The 19,792-nt window shown below is 53.2% G+C and carries 17 protein-coding genes and 1 tRNA gene; 7 read left to right on the plus strand and 11 right to left on the minus strand.

Translation table 11 applies throughout. From position 1 onward, the window contains the following. Positions 1–80: 80 nt before the first annotated feature. A complete protein-coding gene (locus tag ACT6RZ_RS06650; protein ID WP_444701348.1) occupies positions 81–2,183 on the minus strand; it encodes a TonB-dependent receptor family protein in 2,103 nt (700 codons plus the stop codon). Between the two features lie 109 nt (positions 2,184–2,292). After that, a complete protein-coding gene (gene coaBC / locus ACT6RZ_RS06655; RefSeq protein WP_444701349.1) occupies positions 2,293–3,483 on the minus strand; it encodes a bifunctional phosphopantothenoylcysteine decarboxylase/phosphopantothenate--cysteine ligase CoaBC in 1,191 nt (396 codons plus the stop codon). A 109-nt stretch (positions 3,484–3,592) separates the two neighbouring features. On the opposite strand from coaBC, the gene ACT6RZ_RS06660 reads away from it, so the two are divergent. Further along, a complete protein-coding gene (locus tag ACT6RZ_RS06660) occupies positions 3,593–4,360 on the plus strand; it encodes a hypothetical protein (RefSeq protein WP_444701350.1) in 768 nt (255 codons plus the stop codon). A 35-nt stretch (positions 4,361–4,395) separates the two neighbouring features. Next, entirely contained in the window at positions 4,396–5,070 is a 675-nt protein-coding gene (radC, locus tag ACT6RZ_RS06665; RefSeq protein WP_444701351.1) for a RadC family protein, read from the plus strand. Positions 5,071–5,161: 91 nt separating this feature from the next. Here radC and ACT6RZ_RS06670 read toward each other — a convergent pair. Together ACT6RZ_RS06670 and ACT6RZ_RS06675 are read right to left on the minus strand one after the other, a co-directional pair. Next, positions 5,162–5,237, minus strand: a tRNA-Val gene (locus tag ACT6RZ_RS06670). 106 nt (positions 5,238–5,343) lie between these two features. Continuing rightward, positions 5,344–5,577 carry an ANTAR domain-containing protein gene (locus ACT6RZ_RS06675; RefSeq protein ID WP_444701352.1) on the minus strand — a complete coding sequence of 78 codons (234 nt, stop codon included), beginning with the start codon at positions 5,575–5,577 and terminating at the stop codon, positions 5,344–5,346. Positions 5,578–5,805: 228 nt separating this feature from the next. Between ACT6RZ_RS06675 and ACT6RZ_RS06680 the strand changes: the two genes are divergently transcribed. The 5 genes from ACT6RZ_RS06680 to ACT6RZ_RS06700 all read left to right on the plus strand — a co-directional run bounded on the left by ACT6RZ_RS06680 (position 5,806) and on the right by ACT6RZ_RS06700 (position 11,662). Further along, positions 5,806–7,875 carry a carbon starvation CstA family protein gene (locus ACT6RZ_RS06680; RefSeq protein ID WP_444701353.1) on the plus strand — a complete coding sequence of 690 codons (2,070 nt, stop codon included), beginning with the start codon at positions 5,806–5,808 and terminating at the stop codon, positions 7,873–7,875. An 11-nt stretch (positions 7,876–7,886) separates the two neighbouring features. Beyond that, a complete protein-coding gene (locus ACT6RZ_RS06685; RefSeq protein ID WP_444701354.1) occupies positions 7,887–8,075 on the plus strand; it encodes a CstA-like transporter-associated (seleno)protein in 189 nt (62 codons plus the stop codon). 266 nt (positions 8,076–8,341) lie between these two features. Further along, on the plus strand, positions 8,342–10,201 hold the full coding sequence (gene ilvD, locus ACT6RZ_RS06690; protein ID WP_444701355.1) for a dihydroxy-acid dehydratase: 1,860 nt from the start codon (positions 8,342–8,344) through the stop codon (positions 10,199–10,201). Then, entirely contained in the window at positions 10,198–11,133 is a 936-nt protein-coding gene (locus ACT6RZ_RS06695) for a D-hexose-6-phosphate mutarotase (RefSeq protein WP_444701356.1), read from the plus strand. The genes ilvD and ACT6RZ_RS06695 overlap by 4 nt, the downstream gene beginning before the upstream one ends. A gap of 205 nt (positions 11,134–11,338) precedes the next feature. Beyond that, positions 11,339–11,662: a c-type cytochrome gene (locus ACT6RZ_RS06700; RefSeq protein WP_442586895.1), complete on the plus strand. Its 324-nt coding sequence runs from the start codon at positions 11,339–11,341 to the stop codon at positions 11,660–11,662. 66 nt (positions 11,663–11,728) lie between these two features. Here the strand turns inward: ACT6RZ_RS06700 and ACT6RZ_RS06705 are convergent, their stop codons facing one another. From ACT6RZ_RS06705 to dusB, 7 genes are all read right to left on the minus strand, one after another. Continuing rightward, complete coding sequence (locus tag ACT6RZ_RS06705; RefSeq protein WP_444701357.1) at positions 11,729–13,126, minus strand: amino acid permease; 1,398 nt, start codon at positions 13,124–13,126, stop codon at positions 11,729–11,731. Between the two features lie 90 nt (positions 13,127–13,216). Then, positions 13,217–14,521 (minus strand): M18 family aminopeptidase, encoded by a 1,305-nt coding sequence (locus ACT6RZ_RS06710; RefSeq protein ID WP_444701358.1) that lies wholly within the window; start codon positions 14,519–14,521, stop codon positions 13,217–13,219. 1 nt (position 14,522) lies between these two features. Beyond that, positions 14,523–15,437, minus strand: a complete 915-nt coding sequence (gene hemF, locus ACT6RZ_RS06715; protein ID WP_444701359.1) for an oxygen-dependent coproporphyrinogen oxidase — start codon at positions 15,435–15,437, stop codon at positions 14,523–14,525. An 11-nt stretch (positions 15,438–15,448) separates the two neighbouring features. Beyond that, on the minus strand, positions 15,449–16,717 hold the full coding sequence (gene purD / locus ACT6RZ_RS06720) for a phosphoribosylamine--glycine ligase (protein WP_444701360.1): 1,269 nt from the start codon (positions 16,715–16,717) through the stop codon (positions 15,449–15,451). A gap of 105 nt (positions 16,718–16,822) precedes the next feature. Beyond that, on the minus strand, positions 16,823–18,427 hold the full coding sequence (gene purH / locus ACT6RZ_RS06725; RefSeq protein ID WP_444701361.1) for a bifunctional phosphoribosylaminoimidazolecarboxamide formyltransferase/IMP cyclohydrolase: 1,605 nt from the start codon (positions 18,425–18,427) through the stop codon (positions 16,823–16,825). 73 nt (positions 18,428–18,500) lie between these two features. Beyond that, on the minus strand, positions 18,501–18,737 hold the full coding sequence (locus ACT6RZ_RS06730) for a helix-turn-helix domain-containing protein (RefSeq protein ID WP_379032405.1): 237 nt from the start codon (positions 18,735–18,737) through the stop codon (positions 18,501–18,503). Continuing rightward, on the minus strand, positions 18,737–19,777 hold the full coding sequence (gene dusB, locus ACT6RZ_RS06735) for a tRNA dihydrouridine synthase DusB (RefSeq protein WP_444701362.1): 1,041 nt from the start codon (positions 19,775–19,777) through the stop codon (positions 18,737–18,739). The genes ACT6RZ_RS06730 and dusB overlap by 1 nt, the downstream gene beginning before the upstream one ends. Positions 19,778–19,792 lie beyond the last annotated feature (15 nt).

Genomic DNA, 19,792 nt, shown 5'->3' on the forward strand with positions numbered 1-19,792 from the left:
ATGCTGCAAAATCACTTAGCGCGATAACTAGCTCGCAATAAAAAAGCCAGCGGGTGCTGGCTTTAAGGTGTGTGGCTATTTTAAAACTTGTATTGAGCGTTTAATCCGATCAGGTAATTACGTTCAGCAGAAGGTTCAAAAAACCTGCTATTGGCATCATTGATGCGAACAGAGCCAAGGTATTCTTTATCAGTAAGGTTTTCAACGCGGATAAACTCTTTGAAGATCCAGTTGCTGACTACTTGCTCAAAGCCGGCACGGACATTGAAAATAGTGTAAGAGGATGCGGAATCCGTATTCCTGTCATTTACATACACCTTACTGTTATATCTGGTCTCAAGCGCGGTATGGAAGCCGAGAGGCTCATATTTCCAGCGTATCTCACCATACGCTTGATTGCTGTAGGTGCCTGGAATATGGTTGCCTGACGCAATTAAACCTGTTGCACTATTAAATGCAGAGTCAAACTTTGCACTTAACAATGTATATGAGAAGTAGGTGGAAATGTTGTTGCTGAAATTAGATTCTAATGAAAGCTCGGCACCTTTTCTCACGGTTTTATTCGCATTTGCGAATATGCTTCTGTTGGCGACATCAACTAAGCTGGCCACGATTTCATCATCTGTCTTTATGTAGTAAAGGGTCAGGTTTGCGCGGGTGTTATCAGTCAGATACGCCTTGGTGCCAATTTCAAAGTTCTCGCTGGTACTAGGTTTCAGGCTCAAGTTGGGCGTAGCGCCACTGGTGGCTGAATTGTAGGCCGCCTCCACAAAAGTAGGTGTTTCAAAACCTCTGCCATAATTGGCGTACAGATTTACTTCAGGAGTGACTTTCCATGTTGCACCAATGACTGGATTTGTTTTGTTATATGAAACGGAGCCACTGTTGTTGCCGAAGCCTGCAATGGTAGTGAAGTTGTCATTCACTTTTAGATTGACTTTGGTTCTTCTGACGCCGGCATGGATGTCTACCGTATCAGTTGCTGCAAGCTTACCCTGGACGTAGCGATCGTAATTGGTCGAAATATTTTCTTCATCCCGGTTAGTCACGTTAGCAGGAGCGCCAGCCACTTGGGTGTTAATGTCTAATCGATCATCTTGGGATTTTCCGTAATTCATCCCTACGCTGATATTATAATTTTTGCCGAATACCTCACCATTGTTATCCCACCTAAGATCAGCGCCGTAGAAACTGCGCTGAATCTCACTGGTTCTCGCATTCGTTCCCAAGGCGTTAACTGGTAGCACTTGTGAGTTACGTCTAGTACCTACATAGGGAACAAATGAGATCTTATTCATTTCATTGATGGCATGCTCCAGATTGAAACCAACTTGTGTATGGCTTCTGGATACTCGTGTATTTGCGTTATTCGCGGCGGCTACTACCCCTTTTCTGTCAGTGTTTACGCCGGCTCTGGTTAAACCCAGAGGATCTTGTGCATCTTGATCAAACCAGTTAACCAATGTAGTCAGCTTGGTATCTTCACTGATATTGAATTTGAATTTAGCGGTGCCCATTTGTTTGTCACTACTGCTGCGGTCACGGTATCCATTAGACTCAAAGTTTGAGACGTTGAGCATATACTCCACACCTTCTGATCGCCCTGCGGCCTCAAGCACATTGCGCTTGGTATCGTAACTACCAAACATGGTCGTGGCACCAATGGTAGGAGTGGCTGGTGCGTCGGCTGTGAACATTTGAATGACGCCGCCGGATGAGTTACCGTAAAGTGATGAGAAGGGTCCGCGCATGACTTCTATACTTTTTATCGCGGAAAGGTCGACCACACCTGGCTGACCCTGACCATCCGGCATGGTCAGTGGAATGCCATCAACGTAGACACGTACACCGCGGACACCGAATGATGAGCGTGAGCCAAAACCACGGCTGGAGATCTGCGGGTCTTGTGATTGCTGGGTGCGGTTTTGGGCGGTGATGCCGGGCACGCGGATCAGGCTTTCGGATAATTGCATTTGCAATTGCCCATCTTTGATATCTTTTTCAGTCACCACATCGATCGCTACTGGCAGGTCAAAGCTGTTTTGCGCCTGGCGGGTGGCAGTCACTACCACGGGTGAGAGTATCAGGGTTTTTTCTTCTTCGGCCTCGGCCACGGATAAACCGCTGAACGCGGATGAAATCGCCAGGCAGACTGGCGTTAAGCGGAACACAAAAGCGCGCATAAGGTACTCAATACGAATGAAATCAAATGGCGCGATTGTAAGCTGTTTGTCAGCCTGCGCCCCTCAGTATTTTCATGAATATCTTGAGCGGCGCGGTGTTTCTGCCGGATTAATTCAGTTGGTATTGCAGGTGGGTGAGGATTTTTGTCGCAATGGTGGTTTTGTCTGCGGTTTCCAGCGGATATTCGCCGCTGTCATCAATCAGGGTGACGATGTTGGTGTCGCTGCCTAAAGCCAGGTTGGCCTGGTTTGCCACGATGAGCGGGATGTTTTTGGCGTGCCGCTTTTGTCTGGCATGTTCCAGTACGCGTTCAGTTTCGGCGGCAAAGCCTACACAATATGGCGGGTTGGGCAATGAGGCAACGTCTGCCAGAATGTCCTTATTCTTTTTGAGTTGTATGGTAAGTGACTCTTCACTTTTTTTGATTTTTTGCTCTGCAGCAATCAGCGGGCTGTAATCTGCCACCGCTGCTACGCCGATAAAGACATCCTGATTCTTGATATGCTGCATCACGCTTTGATACATGGCACTGGCCGTGCCTGCAAAGTAGGCATGGCTGACTTCAGGCCGCGAGGCCGTGGCGTGACCATGAACCAATGTCACTTCAGCGCCCATTTGCATGGCGACTTGAGCCAGTGCAAAGCCCATTTTGCCACTGCTAATGTTGGTGATGCCTCGCACCGGGTCCAGCATTTCCATAGTGGCGCCAGCGGTGATCAGGACTTTTTTGCCTGCCAGCAGTTTGGGGGTGAAGTGTGTTTGCACCCCTTGCAGCAGCATTTCAGGTTCCAGCATCCTGCCCTGGCCGACTTCGCCACAAGCCTGTTCGCCGCTGTCTGGCCCGAGTAGGGTGACCTGGTCTTTGAGCAGCTGTTCGATATTGCGTTGTGTGCCTGGGTTTTCCCACATCTGTTTGTTCATGGCTGGTGCGATCAGGAGTGGGCACTCACGCGCAAGGCATAGTGTAGAGAGCAGGTCATTGGCAAAGCCATGCGCCAGTTTGGCAATAAAGTCCGCGCTGGCCGGTGCAACCAGAATGGCATCTGCGGGTCGACTTAATTCTATGTGTGGCATCGCGTTTGCAATGCGGGTATCCCAGCTATCGATAAATACCGGATTGCCAGACAGGGCCTGCAATGTGGTTGGAGTGATGAAATGCGTGGCGGCCTCTGTCATCACCACTTGCACGGTATGACCCTGTTTGATCAGCAGGCGTATCAGTTCGGCAGTTTTGTAGGCTGCGATGCCGCCGGTGACACCTAGAAGTAAATGATGAGGCTGTGAGTGCGCACTATTCATCTGTGTATTTTAACTGTAAAGCGCGCATATTTGGACGCATATTTGGAACCCGGCCGCTTAGCATAAACTTTAAACATGTTAAGATATGCCAGTCAAATGGGTTAAGTAGATGCTAAAAACCGTCAGAATCATTTTCTGGGTAGTCGTGGTAGCGACAGCACTGATGCAGGTGTGGGATGAGTATCAGGCGCTACAGTGGCGCAAGCCTTTGCATGTGGCTTTGTATCCGGTGAATGTCGATGACTCCGCAGAAGTCGAGGCTTATATGGCGACCTTGCACGAAGATGATTTTAAAGTCATTGCGCAATATTTTGCCCGCGAGGCGCGCAGGTATCAGTTGCCATTGTCACAGCCTGTTGTTTTTCACCTGGGGCCAGTTATCAAACAGATCCCGCCTGCACCGCCCGCCGTGAACGCGCCTTTGCTTGACATCATCTTGTGGAGCCTGAAATTCCGCTGGTTTGCCTGGCAACATCAGCCACCCGTAGGCCTGCCTGTCGATATCAAACTTTATCTGTTGTATCACGATGCACACACCCATAGCCGCTTATTGCATTCGACGGCGTTACAAAAAGGCCGTATCGGTCGCGTGAACCTGTTCGCAGTCGCCGCTCAGCATGAGCAGAATACGGTGGTGATCGCGCATGAGTTGCTGCATACCCTGAGTGCCAGCGATAAATATGATCTGAATACCAATGCACCCTTGCGCCCGCAAGGCTACGCCGAGCCATACATGCAACCGTTGTATCCGCAAAAAAAGGCGGAGATCATGGCTGGCAAGATCCCGCTTTCTGCAAGCCGGGCGCGCATGGCCATCAATCTGGATGAGACTATCATCGGTAGAACTACATCCAGGGAGATAGGCTGGGCCCAGTGACCTTATGTCCAAGTAACCTTATATAAGGATAAGCCATGGCAATCACCGACTGGCCCGAACAAGAGCGTCCGCGCGAAAAGTTATTGCGGGCTGGCACCATGGCGCTTTCGGATGCGGAGTTGCTCGCCATTTTTTTAAGGGTAGGTGTGGTGGGTAAAACGGCCGTCGATCTGGCGCGCGATCTGTTGCAACACTTTCACAGCCTGAATGGCATTTTTGCTGCCAGCCTGGATGAGATGCAGCAAGTGCATGGCATGGGTGCAAGTAAATATTGCCAGCTGCAAGCGGTGCTGGAAATGAGCAAACGCGCGCTGGGCGAAACTTTGCAGCAGGCAGATAGCTTCAACTCGCCGGTACAAGTGAAGGCATTTTTACAGTTGCAGTTATCACATCTTCTGCGCGAAGTGTTCGGCATCCTTTTTCTGGATGCGCAAAACCGCTTGATCACTTATGAAACCATGTTTGAAGGCAGCTTGATGCAGACCAGCGTTCACCCCAGGGAGGTGGTCAAGCGGGCAATGGCACTCAATGCGGCTGCAGTGATCCTCAGCCATAATCACCCTGGTGGCAGCGCTGTGCCCAGTCGTGCCGATAAGCAATTGACGCAAACGTTAAAACAGTCTTTAAGCCTGGTGGATGTGAAGGTGCTGGATCACATCATCGTGGCCGGTCAGGACACATTTTCGTTTAACGAACAGGGATTGATCTGAATCTGTGGATTTAAAGCTATGTGGATATAAAACTACGTGGATTTAAAGCTAAGGGGGGTGAATCTATGCATTTGAAGCCAAGGCAGGGGAGTGGTGGGTGCTAACGGGGTCGAACCGCTGACATTCGCCTTGTAAGGGCGACGCTCTACCAACTGAGCTAAGCACCCGTGCCTTGTAACGAAGGCCGCATTATACCTAACCCTTTTGTTCTTGCAAGAGGGGCAGCTGAGTTTTTAACAGCGAGTGCTGTGTCAGCCATGCCGGGAGCAAAGCTTAAACCGTCAAGCGCTTGGTGATGTTGATCAGCTGCAATGAAATATCTGCCATCCCCGTTCTGCGTTTGTCTGCCATTTCCGAAAGCAGGGTATAGGCTTCTTCTTCATTCAGGGCGCGCTGGCGCATTAAAATATCCCTGGCGCCATCCACCAGTTTTTGATCTTCCAGACTCAAACGGGCATGGCGTGTCGCGTCAAACGGAGCAGAAGTGGCGGGTGTGGAGGGTCTCATTGGTCAAAAAGTAAAGTAAGTTTAATGCTAAACAGGATTTAGCAATCTGTGTGCCAGTTAACTTCGTGATTGTAAGTGTATGATTGTTAAGGTATATTGCCCACACTGTGCACATGGGGTAGCATGCCAGATTGCACCACTGCAGTGCTGCTGCACCAAGCCGCGGAGCTGAGTGCATCAGCAGGCTTTTTACCGATAAGAAAAACATGAAAAATAGAAAGAATTGATATGAAGGGTTTTTTAGGGCGTGCCGGCTGGGCTGTGCTGACATTGCTGGGGGTGTTCGCAGTCGCGCAAATAGCGCTGTCAAGGGGAGAATCGCTGAATGTTCTGTGGCTGATCACCGCAGCACTTTGCGTGTATGTCATTGCCTACCGTTTTTATGCTGCCTGGATCGCCGCCAGCATATTGAGTCTGGATGCCACCAGAGCGACGCCGGCCGAACGCCTGAATAATGGCCGTGACTTTGTGCCAACCAACCGCTGGGTGGTGTTTGGCCATCATTTTGCTGCCATTGCCGGGCCTGGGCCACTGGTCGGGCCTACCTTGGCGGCGCAGTTCGGCTATTTGCCAGGCACACTCTGGATACTGATAGGCGCCGTGCTTGGCGGTGCGGTGCAGGATATGGTGATACTGTTTCTTTCCACCCGTCGCAATGGCCGCAGTCTGGGGCAGATGGCCAGAGACGAAATCGGTGCCATAGGTGGTGTCGCCGCCATGTTCGGCACTTTTATGATCATGATCATCCTGATCGCCGTGTTGGGCCTGGTGGTGGTGAATGCCATGAAGCACAGCCCCTGGGGCACCTCTACTGTGGCAGCTACTATCCCTATTGCCATGATAGTCGGCGTTTATATGCGTTATTTGCGGCCAGGGCGGGTGCTTGAAGCTTCGCTGCTGGGTGTGGTGTTGCTGTTGGGTTCTGTTGTGCTGGGTGGCTGGGTCGATCATCACCCGCTGCTGTCAGGCTGGTTTGACCATGAGGGGTTGCCGCTGGCCTTTAGTGTCATCGCCTATGGCTTTGCCGCTGCCGTGCTGCCGGTCTGGTTGCTGCTGGCGCCGCGTGACTATTTATCCACTTTTATGAAACTGGGCACAGTGCTGATGCTGGCGATCGCCATTCTTTGGCTGCGCCCGGATATTCGCATGCCGGCCATCACGCCATTCATAGATGGCACTGGCCCTATCTTTGGCGGCAAGCTGTTCCCGTTTGTGTTTATCACCATAGCCTGCGGGGCGATTTCAGGTTTTCATGCCCTGATCGCCAGTGGCACAACGCCCAAACTGATCACCAGTGAATGTGATATCCGCATGATAGGCTATGGCGCCATGCTGCTGGAAAGCTTTGTCGCCATGATGGCCATGATAGCAGCGACCATTCTTGAGCCCGGCGTATTTTTCGCCATCAACAGCCCGGCCGGTGTGGTGGGCAAAGAAGCGTTAGATGCAGTGAATACCATCAGCAGCTGGGGCTACCAGGTGTCTGTAGAACAAATGCAGCACCTGGCCAGCGCCATGGGTGAAAGCACCCTGTTTGCCCGCACCGGTGGTGCGCCTAGCCTGGCGGTGGGCATGGCCAGTATACTCGGCACTGTGTTTGGCGAGCACCTGCTGGCCTTGTGGTACCACTTTGCCATTATGTTCGAAGCCATTTTTATCCTGACCACCCTGGATGCCGGTACTCGCGTCGGCCGCTTTATGTTGCAGGATATGCTGGGTAATCTGCACCCCAGGCTGGGCGAGACTTCTTATACACCTTCCGTAATCCTGACCAGTGCACTAGTGGTGGCCGGTTGGGGTTATTTTCTTTATATAGGCGTGATCGACCCCAATGGTGGCGTCAATATCCTGTGGCCACTGTTTGGCATTGCCAACCAGATGCTGGCCGCGATCGCCTTGTCAGTCGGCACCGGCATATTGATCAAATCTGGTAAAGCCGGCAAAGCCTGGATCACCGGCCTGCCTTTAGTCTGGCTGCTTACCATTACCACAACTGCAGCTTACGAAAAAATCTTCAGCGATGATATTCGAGTCGGCTTTTTCGCCGCCGCTAATGATCTGTCACACAAGCTGGCTGCCGGTTTATTGCCGCCGGACAAAGCTGCCGTGGCGCCACAGCTGATTTTTAACCAGCAACTCGATGCCTGGCTGACCCTGTTTTTTGTGCTGGTGCTGTGGGTGGTGTTTGTTGATATGTTAGTCATGAGCTGGCGTTACTTTAGCGGCAGGCCGATGTTAGCTTCGACCGAGACGCCTTATGTGCCTAGCGCTTATGTCTCAGGCAAGTTTTCAGGCTGATGGAGGGCGATATGAACTGGTTCAGGCAGTGCTGGCGACGCATCCGTCAATTATCCGGGGATGATGTCTACGAACGTTATCTGGCGCATTATGCCGAGCACCATGCGCAGGGTGCTGACGCAGCGGCACCCTTGTCGCGGGCTGAGTTTTTCAAACAGTGGCAGGATGATAAGTGGCAGGGCATCAAACGCTGCTGCTGAATGGTTATCCTCATTTCAGCCAGCTGGCACTCTCTGAAAAAGAGCACGGCGAGTGGGCCGCCTGGTCAGGCCCGCGATTGATCTTGCACCTGATAGCAGGGCGGTTTGCTAACAAAACCGCCTTGATCACTAGTGTTTGCCGTGCCATTTTCCAGATTTAACAATCATTGATAAAGCGTGCACGAATGTAACAAAGCTGTATCAGGCGCGCATGCTGCTGCGTATTCGGTTAAAATAAAACATTAACGACTATCCTAGTGTTTCAGATGCCTAAATACCGCTCACACACGACTACGCAAGGTCGTAACATGGCTGGTGCCCGCGCGCTTTGGCGAGCCACCGGCATGAAAGATGAAGACTTTTCCAAGCCTATCATCGCTATCTCAAACTCGTTCACCCAGTTTGTGCCTGGGCACGTGCATCTTAAAGACCTGGGGCAGTTAGTCGCCCGTGAGATTGAAAAAGCAGGTGGCGTAGCCAAAGAATTCAATACTATTGCTGTGGATGACGGTATCGCCATGGGCCACAGCGGCATGCTGTACAGTCTGCCCAGCCGTGACCTGATCGCCGACAGTGTGGAATATATGGTGAATGCGCATTGTGCAGATGCGCTGGTGTGTATTTCAAATTGCGACAAGATCACGCCCGGCATGTTGATGGCGGCATTACGCCTGAATATCCCGGTGGTCTTCGTTTCCGGCGGCCCTATGGAAGCCGGTAAAGTGAACTGGCAGGGCACAGTGCGTAAACTGGATCTGGTCGATGCCATGGTCGAGGCGGCAGATAGCAAGGTCAGCGATGAAGAAGTGGCAGAGGTCGAACGTTCTGCCTGCCCGACTTGCGGCTCCTGTTCCGGCATGTTTACCGCCAACTCGATGAATTGCCTGACTGAGGCATTAGGCCTGAGTCTGCCTGGCAATGGTTCAACGCTGGCGACGCATGGCGCGCGTAAACAATTGTTCTTGCAGGCTGGTCGCCTGATCGTCGACCTGGCCAAGCGCCATTACGAGCAGGATGATTATTCAGTCCTGCCGCGCAATATCGCCAATATGCAGGCATTTGAGAATGCCATGAGCCTGGATGTGGCCATGGGCGGTTCTACCAATACCGTGTTGCACCTGCTGGCTGCAGCGCACGAGGCGGGGCTGGATTTCACCATGCGTGACATAGACCGTATTTCTCGCCAGGTGCCTTGTGTGTCTAAAGTGGCGCCAGCGACCAGTAAATACCACATGGAAGATGTGCACAGGGCCGGTGGCGTGATGGGTATCTTGGGCGAACTTAATCGCGCCGGTGTCATCCATACCGATGTACCGACCGTTCATAGTGCCAGCATGGGCGAAGCATTGGCCAAGTGGGATATCGTCACCACGCAAGATGAAGAAGTGAAAAAGTTTTATCGTGCAGCGCCTGGCGGTATCTCTACCACCATCGCTTTCAGCCAGAGCATGTTATGGCCGGAGCTGGATGATGACAGGGAGAATGGTTGTATCCGCAACAAAGAACACGCTTACTCGCAAGATGGTGGTCTGGCAGTGTTGTACGGCAATATCGCGCTGGATGGCTGTATCGTTAAAACCGCCGGTGTCGATGACAGTATCCTGAAATTCACTGGCCGCGCACGGGTGTTTGAAAGCCAGGATGATGCGGTGGAAAGTATCCTGGCTGACCAGGTGGTCGCTGGCGATGTGGTTGTCATTCGTTATGAAGGGCCGCGTGGAGGGCCGGGCATGCAGGAAATGCTGTATCCGACTTCTTACCTGAAATCCAAAGGCCTGGGTAAAGCGTGTGCCTTGCTGACAGACGGGCGTTTTTCAGGCGGTACCTCTGGCCTGAGTATAGGCCATGCCTCGCCGGAAGCGGCAGAAGGTGGCGCTATCGGGCTGGTGGAAGAGGGCGATACCATAGAGATAGACATCCCTAACCGGACCATACATTTAGTCATCAGTGATGAAGACATGGCGCACAGACGTGCCACCATGGAAGCCAAAGGGCACCATGCCTGGAAACCGATCAGCCGCGAACGTGTGGTCTCACCAGCGTTGCGTGCCTATGCCGCCATGAGTACCAGCGCCGCCAGAGGCGCAGTGAGAGATGTGTCACAAATTGAAAGGGGTAATAAATGACCGCACACGCAACACTGGAACAAGGTCAACCCGATATGACTAAGCGCATGAAACTGCATGCGCACGTCAACCAGCTGCAAGATGAACATGGCCTGCAATATCTGGAGATCGATAACCCGCTGGCGACTGGCAAGATCGCCTTGCAAGGCGCACACGTCATGCAATGGCAACCCAAGTTCCTGGCTGATCCAGTACTGTGGTTGTCGAGTAATGCGCGCTATGTCAAAGGCCGTTCTATCCGTGGTGGCACACCTATCTGCTGGCCATGGTTCGGCGCCCACCCGACAGACAGCACTTTATGTCCGCACGGGTTTGCACGTGTGATCCCATGGCGGGTGATGGATATTGATGCCACCCCTACAGGTGCGACGCGTATCATCCTCGAGATGCAACAAACCCCGGAAGCGCAACGCCAGTTGTCCTACCCCTATGAGTTGACCCTGACTATCACCATAGGCCGCCGTTTGCGTATAGACCTGGCGACCACCAACCTGGCCAAGCACCCGTTTGTCATCAGTGAAGCTTTCCATACCTATTTTAATGTCAGCGATATCTCCAATATCAAGATCACTGGCATGCAAGACTGCGTCTATCTGGACAAGCTGCTGGATTATGAACGTAACGTCGAGCACAATGCGCTGGCCTTTGATGGCAGCGAGTATGACCGCGTTTACGTGCACCATAGTTCGGATTGTGCGATACATGACAGCGGCTTTAACCGCATCGTACATATCGCCAAATCTGGCAGTGATGCAACCGTGGTATGGAACCCGGGTGCCGAAAAAGCCGGCTCCATGGGTGATATGGGCGTGGGCGACGAATGGCGCAAAACCATTTGTGTAGAAACCACCAATGCCCTGGATAACATGGTCGTCATCAACCCTGGCCGCAAACACATTCTCAGCGCTGAATACTCCATCGAAACGCTGTAAGTCCCCTTTAAAACGCGCGTGTCAACGCATTCATGACATGCGCGTTTTACCCCTGTTGGCAAAATACCAATCAAACTGAAAATATTTGATGCACCTTGCATTTTCACGGCTTCATGCTTGTGGAATTCGCATGGTCAGGTAAGATGCCACATGCATGAAAAATGCATTGGGGATTTATTATTTTAAAGATATTCAAGGAGTGCGCATGAAAGTTTTATTTTCTGCAATCACAGCAGCCATCTTACTAATGGCTGGTCAGGCTCAAGCTGCAGATGCAGCGGCGGCAAAAGCATTGGCACAAAAAAGCGGCTGTCTGGCTTGCCACAGTGTAGATGCAAAAGTATTGGGCCCAGCGTATAAAGATGTTGCGGCAAAATACAAGGGTGACAAATCAGCAGAAGGCAAGCTGATCGATAAAGTGAAAAAAGGTGGCAGCGGTGTTTGGGGAAACATTCCTATGCCAGCTAACAGCCCGCAAGTAAAAGACGAAGATATCAAGACCATAGTTGAGTGGATCCTGGCGCTGTAATCTTTGCCTGAGCAATAAAAAAGCCGACTTCGTGTCGGCTTTTTTATTATGGTCATGACGTGACTGCTAATGACGCAATTTGCTATGACGTATGGAATAGACGAAATAGAACACCGCCCCTACCAGCGCCCAGCTGATAAAGCGATGCCAGGTCTCTGCCGGCAGAAAAGACATCAGAGCGCCGCAGGCAACGACGCCAGCCACCGGGATCAGCGGGTTAAATGGATTCTTGAACGGGCGTGGCAGATGCGGGTGCGTCATGCGCAAGCGGATCACACCGACACAGACCATGATAAAACTGGCCAGCGTGCCGATATTGACCGTTTCGGCCAGCTCGCCCAGTGGAATAAAGCCGGCGACGATAGACACCACAAAGCCGCACATCAGAATGATCTTGCTGGGCGTTTGCCGGTCTGGATTCACTTCGGAAAAGATGGGCGAGATCAGGCCGTCCCTGCTCATGGCGAACAGGATGCGGGTCAGGCCGTAAAGCAGCACCAGCAATACGGTGATCAGCCCGGCGATCACCCCGGTAGCCACCAGTGTGGATGACCAGTGATAACCCAGTTTGGTCAGCGCGAACGCTACTGGTGAAGAAGTGTTTAGTTCTGCATATGGCACCACGCCGGTCAGCGTGCCCGAAACGATGATGTAGATAATGGTGCAGAACAGCAGGGAGGCGATCAGGCCTATAGGCAGATCGCGTTGCGGATTCTTGCATTCTTCGGCCGCAGTAGACACCGCATCAAAGCCGAAATAGGCAAAAAACACCAGCGATGCGCCGGCGAATACGCCTATATTCTTGCCATTTTCCAGCGTTTCAAACCAGCCGAATGGCATGAACGGCTGCCAGTTATCTACATTGATATGACCCACCGCCAGAATAATAAAGGTGGCGATGGTGGAAAGTTTGATCGCCACCATCAGGTTGTTGGCGCGCGCGCTTTCCTTAACGCCTACCATCAGCAGCAAGGTCAGGATCCAGATGATCGCAAAAGCCGGCAGGTTGATGCTGCCACCAAGCACCGGGGCTTTAGTCAGGTGCTCGGGTATATGAAAGCCCAGGCTGCTGGCGGTATTCACAAAATAGCCCGCCCAGCCATTGGCCACCGCGGCGGCGCCGACGCCATATTCCAGTAACAGCATCCAGCCCATCATCCAGGCTGCAAACTCGCCAAATGCGACATAGCTATAGCCATAAGCGCTGCCCGAGCCGCCGATAGAAGACGCCAGTTCAGCATAAGCCAGCGCGGCAAAGCCGGCGGCGATGCCGGCGATGATAAATGAAAGGACCACTGCCGGGCCCGATTGGGTGGCGGCGGCGATGCCGGTGAGCACGAAGATACCTGTCCCTATCGCACCGCCTATGCCGAGTAATGCCAGGTCAAATGCGGTTAAACATTTTCTCAGGCCGGTGTGCACATGCGGCTGTATAGGTTTTTTACGTAATAATTGTTTTAGCATTGCTGAGTCCCCTTGTCATACAAGGGTAAAGCAATCGTTATACCAGCGTCAATGTAAACCACAAATTAGCTGGTGTGGCAGCTGGCGAAGTTAGCTGGCGTAATGCTGCTGCAAGGTGGCTATCATATAACTATGATCCAGCACGCCTGCGCTCTCACGTATGCTGTGCATGGCCCACATCGGGTTGCCTACATCCACCGTGGCGATGCCCAGCTGGGCCGCCATGATAGGGCCTATGGTGCTGCCGCAGCCGAGGTCGGTCCTGTGGGCGTATTGCTGGTAAGGCACGCCAGCCTGCTGGCACAGCTGGATAAAGCGCGCAGCGGTGGCGGCGTTGGTGCTGTAACGCTGGTTGGCATTGGTTTTGATCACCGGCCCCTGGTTCACCTGCACATGGTGGCAAGGCTCGTAACTGCCTGCGTGGTTAGGATGAAAGGCATGCGCCATATCGGCACTGATAAAGAAACTGTGCGCAAAACTGCGTAATTTATCTTCCTGTGTCAGCTGTTGGGTGTAACTGATGCGTTCCAGCACATCCAGCAGAAAACTGCCGCCAGCACCGGTGGCAGTCTCAGAGCCAACCTCTTCGTGGTCGAATAATGCACAAATAGAGGTCGCCTGCGGTTTTTCGGTGCCCAGCAAAGCTTGCAAAGCTGCGTGGCAAGAAGCCAGGTTATCCAGCTGGCTATCGGCAATAAACTCTTGTTCCATGCCCCAGAAGCTGCCGGCTTGCGTGTCATAAAGCGCCAGGTCCCAACTTAAAATATCGTCAGCCGACACCTGCAAATGACTGGCCAGGGTGTCTGACAGTAATTGTCTGGCCGCTTCGCTATTGGCGGCATGGCCAAAAATCAGGGGCAGGCCGGTTTGCTTGTTCAAGGCCAGACCCTTTTCATTCACTTCGCGGTTCATGTGGATCGCCAGGTTAGGCAGGCGGGCAACTGCTTGTTCCAGCCTGAGCAGGTGAGAGGCATGACCGGCAGCGGTTTTAACGATCACGCGCCCGGCCAGGCTGAGGTCGCGGTCGGTAAAGGTGGCCAGGATAGGCCCGCCGTAAACTTCTACCCCGAGTTGAGCGATACCTTCAGTGCTGTAAGCTGCCCTGGGTTTCAAGCGCAAGCCCGGCGAATCGGTATGCGCGCCTACGATGCGGAAACCCTGTTCGGCCACGGGCTGAAGACCGAGCACGAACGCAATAATAGAACCGCCATCCCGTACGACGTAGTATTTGCCGCCGGGGGTGCATTGCCAGGTGTCCTGCTCATGCAGCCGGCTGTAGCCATGCGCGACCAATGCCTGTTCAACCTGGGTGACGGCATGCCAGGGGCTGGGGCTGGTATCAATAAAGTCCAGCAGGGCTTGTGCGCGTTGTCTGGCATCTATTGAGATTGGCATGTTAAACCCAGTCTTTCTCGATTAAAAAATCTGTGTACAGTTTGTCTTCCGGGCTGCCGGTTTCTGGTTTCCAGTCATAGCGCCATTTGACGATGGGCGGCATGGAAAGCAGTATGGATTCGGTGCGGCCATTGGATTGCAAACCAAAAATGGTACCACGGTCATAAATCAGGTTGAATTCGACATAGCGGCCACGTCTGTAAGCCTGAAAGTCACGCTCGCGCTCACCATACGCCTGGTGCTTGCGGCGCTGCACGATAGGCAGGTAGGCATGCAGGAAAGCATCGCCCACTGCCCGTTGCAGGGCAAAACTTTGTGCAAACCCCAGTTCGCTGAAGTCATCAAAGAAGATACCGCCCACGCCGCGCGGTTCTTTGCGGTGTTTGAGGAAGAAATATTCGTCACAAGCCTGTTTGAAGGCCGGGTAGTATTGTGCGCCAAACGGGGCCAGGGCTTCTTTGTTCACGCGGTGGAACTGGATGCAGTCCTCTGCGTCGCCATAGTAAGGGGTGAGGTCCATGCCGCCGCCAAACCACCAGATATCCTGTTCACCGGCCTGCTGGGCCCTGGCGACAAAAAAACGCACATTCATATGCACGGTAGGGATGTAGGGGTTATGCGGATGAAACACCAGTGACACGCCCATGGCTTCCCAGGGCCTGCCTGCTGCTTCCGGGTGGGCGATACTGGCTGCAGGCGGTAACTTGTTACCTAATACATGCGAGAAACCGACGCCGGCGCGCTCGAACACATTGCCGTTTTCCAGCAGGCAGGAATTACCGCCGCCACCTTCCGGCCTTTGCCAGCTATCCTGCAGGAAGTTCTTGCCATCTACCAGCTCCACCGCCTCGACTATGCGTGCCTGCAACCCTTGCAGGAAATCGTAAACGGCTTGCGGCTGGATAGTGTCTGTCATGGCTTCACTCTTTATTGGCTGATAGCGCGGTAACCGATATCCTGGCGATGTTGCGCACCTTCAAACTTGATGGCTTCAAGGATGCGGTAGGCGGCTTGCTGGGCTGTTTTTACGTCTGCCCCCAGTGCTGTCACGCATAATACACGCCCGCCGCTGGTAACGACCTTGCCATCTTTCAGGCTGGTGCCGGCATGGAACACATGCCCATCCTGCACAATGTCAGGCAGGCCGGTGATCTCATCGCCCAGTTTCGGTGTTTCCGGGTAGTTGGCGCTCGCCATGACCACGCCTAAAGCAAAACGGCTATCCCATTCTGTGGTGGCCTGGTCCAGCGTACCATTTACGGCATGCTCAGCCAAAGCCACCAGGTCGGATTTCAGCCGCATCATGATAGGCTGTGTTTCCGGGTCACCCATGCGACAGTTGAATTCCAGCGTCTTCACTTCACCCGCTGGTGAGATCATCAGGCCGGCATATAAAAAGCCGGTGTAAGGAATACCGTCCTTCGCCATGCCTTCTACGGTCGGGATAATGATTTCGCGCATGGCCCTGGCGTGTACTTCCGGGGTCACTACCGGCGCCGGTGAGTAAGCGCCCATGCCACCTGTGTTGGGGCCCTGGTCAGCATCCAGCAAGCGTTTGTGATCCTGGCTGGTGGCGAGTGGCAAGATGTTCTTGCCATCGACCATCACCATAAAGCTGGCTTCTTCGCCTTGCAGGAACTCTTCGATCACGACGCGGGCACCGGCATCACCCAGTTTGTTGTCAGCCAGCATGGCATCCACGGCGGCGTGCGCTTCTGGCAGTGTCATCGCCACCACTACCCCTTTGCCAGCGGCCAGGCCATCGGCTTTGATCACGATAGGTGCACCGTTGGCATCTATATAAGCATGCGCTTCGGTGACGTCGCTAAAAGTCTGGTATTTGGCGGTAGGGATATTGTGGCGGTACATGAACGCCTTGGCAAAATCCTTGGAGCTTTCCAGCTGCGCAGCGGCTTTGCTCGGGCCGAATATTTTCAGGTCAGCGACACGGAAAGCATCGACCACGCCTTGCGACAGCGGTGCTTCCGGGCCAACGATGGTAAGGTCTATCTGCTCGTCTTGCGCAAACTTCACCAGGTCAGCTATCTTGCTGATGGGCACATTGGTCATGGCCGGGTCAGTCGCGGTGCCAGCATTGCCAGGCGCAACAAATATGCGGCTGACTGCTTTGTTATGTGATACTTTCCAGGCCAGGGCATGCTCGCGGCCGCCAGAACCAATCACTAAGATTTTCATATTTAACTGCCTAAGTTATAGCCACAGAGGGCACAGAGCACACAGAGAACTTCAAGATTACAAAGCATTTTACTCTGTGATCTCTGTGTCCTCTGTGGCAAAAATTTAATGTCTGAAATGACGGATGCCGGTCACTACCATGGCCAGGCCACGTTCATCTGCCGCTGCGATCACTTCTTCATCGCGCATGCTGCCGCCCGGGTGGATCACACAGCTGGCACCGGCGTCGGCCAGTACGTCTACGCCATCACGGAACGGGAAGAAAGCGTCGGAAGCGACCACCGAGTTCTGCAGGCTGAGTCCGGCATTTTGTGCCTTGATGGCGGCGATCTTGGTGCTGTCCACGCGGCTCATCTGGCCGGCGCCTACGCCCAGGGTCATGCCATTGCCGCAGAAGACGATGGCATTTGATTTTACATATTTCGCGACATTCCAGGCAAACAGCAGATCCTGCAATTGCTCAGGCGTTGGCTGGCGCTTGGTGACTATCTTGATATCCGCCAGTTGCAGATCGTGGTTGTCGGCAGATTGCAACAGGATACCGGAGCCCACGCGTTTGGAATCCACCGCATTGCGGCCTTGCTCCCAGGCGTTGCTGCCACCTTTGGGCAAGTCTATCTTCAGCACACGCACATTGGCTTTGGCGCTAAAGATAGCCAGGGCTTCTGGCGTAAACGCAGGCGCGATCAATACTTCTACAAACTGTTTGCTTACCGCTTCGGCAGCGGCGCCATCCAGGGTGGTGTTAAAAGCGATGATGCCGCCAAAAGCCGAGGTAGGGTCGGTTTTAAAGGCCTTGCTGTAGGCTTCAAATGCATGGGCGCCTATGGCCACACCGCATGGGTTGGCGTGTTTGACGATGACGCAGGCCGGGGTGTCGAATGATTTTACTGCTTCCCAGGCGGCATCGGCATCGGCGATATTGTTATAACTTAATTCCTTGCCCTGCAGTTGCTCGGCGGTGGCCAGGCTGCCTGGCGCCGGATACAGGTCACGGTAGAAAGCCGCTTGCTGGTGGCTGTTTTCGCCATAGCGCAGATCCTGCACTTTGATGAAATTGCTGTTCATCTGGCCAGCAAACTGGCTCAACACCGGTTTGCCCGCAGTTTCTGTTGCAGCAAAATCAATCGCAGACAGGTAGTTGCTGATGGCGGCATCGTATTGGGCGATACGGTTGAACGCCGCTACCGATAATTTGAAGCGTGTGGCTTTGGACACTGCGCCCTGGTTGGCTTTCAGCTCGGCGGTGACTTCGGCGTATTGTGCGGCATCGGTCAGCACTGCCACGTCGTTCCAGTTTTTGGCCGCAGAGCGCACCATGGCCGGACCACCGATATCGATATTCTCGATCGCATCTTCCAGCGTGCAGTCTGCTTTGGCGACGGTGGCTTCAAACGGGTAGAGGTTGACGACCAGCAGGTCTATATTCTCTATGCCATACTCCTGCATGGCAGCGACATGCTCAGGCAGATCGCGGCGGCCGAGTAAGCCACCATGTACTTTGGGATGCAGGGTCTTGACCCGGCCATCCAGCATTTCAGGAAAGCCGGTAAAGTCGCTGACTTCCTTGACCGCGATCTGGTGATCACGGAAAAGTTTGGCGGTGCCGCCGGTAGAAAGCAGTTCTACGCCCAATTGCTGTAAGGTTTGTGCCAGTTCCAGCACTCCGGTTTTATCTGAGACACTGATAAGCGCGCGTTTAATTGTCATGGTATTTGATCTGAGAGTTTGCTTGATAATAAAAAGTGGTTGGCTCTAGCGTCAGAGCCGGGTAGGGCGTTTGTTACTCAAGGCCGTAAGCGGCCATTTTTTTGCGTAAGGTATTACGGTTGATGCCCAGCATATCGGCCGCTTTGCTTTGATTGCCGCCGACTTTGATCAGCACGACTTCCAGCATGGGCTTTTCGACACAGCCTAATACCATGTCATAAATGGCATGTGGCGGCTGGCCATCAAGGTGGGTGAAATATTCGTCCAGTGACTCGCGGATGGCGAGACTGATTTTGCCATCGGTTTGCATTATGCTGCCAGCTCCTGGTTGTTTTCTTCTTCGTTTTCAGTCGACTCATCAGCGTAGACCAGCCTGTCATTTTTGGCTTTAAGCTCGACAAAAAAGCCGTTGATGGCTTCCAGTTGCAGGTCTATGGTTTGCAGGGTGTTCATGTTGTGGCGGAAAGCGGCAGAGCCGGCCAGGCCTTTGGTGTACCAGGAGATATGTTTGCGGGCGACCCGCATGCCGGTCAGCTCACCATAAAAGGCATATAGATCATGCAGATGCTCGAGCATGACCTGGTGGATCTCATCTACAGTAGGCGGCAGCATATGCTCGCCGGTGTTCAGAAAATGCTCGGTCTCGCGGAATATCCACGGCCGGCCTTGTGCAGCGCGGCCTATCATCACCGCATCGGCTTTGGTGTAATCGAGTACGAACCTGGCTTTTTCCGGGGTGGTGATATCGCCATTGGCGATCAGCGGGATGCGTATGGCTTGCTTGACGGCAGCGATGGTGTCGTACTCGGCATCGCCATGGTAAAGGTCGTTACGGGTACGGCCGTGTATGGTCAAGGCCTGGACGCCGATATCTTCAGCCATTCTGGCGATCATGATGGCGTTTTTGTTTTGTCTGTCCCAGCCGGTACGGATCTTGAGGGTGACTGGTACATCAACGGCATTGACTACCGCCTTCAGTATCTGTGACACCAGCGGCTCGTCTCTCAGCAAGGCAGAACCGGCCATCACATTACAGATCTTTTTGGCCGGACAGCCCATATTGATATCGATGATCTGGGCGCCGTTATCTACATTGTGTCGTGCGGCTTCGGCCATCATGGCTGGTTCGGCCCCGGCGATCTGCACCGAGATCGGGCTGACTTCACCTTCGTGGTTGGCGCGGCGTTTGGTTTTTTCACTGCCATATAACAAAGAATTGGAGGTGACCATTTCGGAAACGGCCAGTCCGGCACCCATTTTTTTGCATAGCATGCGGAAAGGACGGTCGGTGACGCCAGCCATGGGCGCTACAACCAGGTTATTCTTTAAGAGATGGGGTCCGATTTGCATGAGGATCAGCAGGCT

This window comes from Methylophilus sp., assembly GCF_052437885.1.
Taxonomy (GTDB): Bacteria; Pseudomonadota; Gammaproteobacteria; order Burkholderiales; family Methylophilaceae; genus Methylophilus.